The organism is Erwinia sp. MYb416 (assembly GCF_037479575.1).
Classification (GTDB): Bacteria; Pseudomonadota; Gammaproteobacteria; order Enterobacterales; family Enterobacteriaceae; genus Erwinia; species Erwinia rhapontici.
Map to the genome: position 1 here is coordinate 1 of NZ_JBBGYT010000099.1, position 761 is coordinate 761.

At 54.1% G+C, this 761-nt stretch carries 2 protein-coding genes; one reads left to right on the top strand and one right to left on the bottom strand.

Features of this window, described 5'->3' with window-relative positions; translation table 11 throughout:
* Positions 1 to 198 (top strand): EAL domain-containing protein (locus WH277_RS00865; RefSeq protein ID WP_339503828.1); only part of this gene is annotated, 198 nt, incomplete at its 5' end.
* A 1-nt stretch (position 199) separates the two neighbouring features.
* Here the strand turns inward: WH277_RS00865 and WH277_RS00870 are convergent.
* Positions 200 to 724, bottom strand: a complete 525-nt coding sequence (locus tag WH277_RS00870; RefSeq protein WP_339454700.1) for a hypothetical protein — start codon at positions 722 to 724, stop codon at positions 200 to 202.
* Between the last annotated feature and the right edge of the window lie 37 nt (positions 725 to 761).

The following is a 761-nucleotide window of genomic DNA, read 5'->3' on the forward strand; positions in this document are numbered from 1 at the left end:
GATGCCATTATCCTGCTGGCGCAGAAGCTGGCGATGAAGGTGGTGGCAGAAGGTGTGGAAAGTAACATGCAGCTGGAATATCTGAAAAATCGCGGCGTGGAGTACATTCAGGGTTATTACTATGCTCGTCCGATGGACAATCAGGCGCTGATGCAGTGGATTGCGCAGCAGCGGACTCTGGCAGCAAACCCTGAGTAGATTACATGCGCCGCTTTTGCGCAGCGCGCAGCGCGACATCAATGGTGTCATCCGCCGGGCCCGCTACAACGAGCCCCCCGTCGCCACTGATATCGAGTCTCTGGCGGCGGGCAGCCACACGTTTATTAATACGCGCCAACGTTGGCATAATCTGGTCAGCCAGCTGGCAGTATTCCGCATGCAGCTCGCGGGCCTGTGCAGGTGCCGTCCGTTCAGCCAGTAACGTGCTTAATGACTGGAAGCGCAGGATCAGCCGATACGCGCGGCCGGATACCAGCCCTTCTCCCCGCAGTACCCTGACCTGTTCACCCAGATTTTCACTGTTCAGCGACAGCGTTTGCAGCACATTTTCCACGCTCGATGCGCAGTTAAGCCACTCATTAGTCTGCGGTGTTTTGCCACCGTTCACGCTGGCAACGCCATCGGATAAGACGCGAGTACGGCAATAATACTTTAAATTTTCTTCAACACTGTCCAACATAATCAGCCAGTGATTTTGGAAATTCTTGTTTTTGGTATGACTCACATCGTCCCCCTAAAAGGCGGCGACGAGTATTACTGAT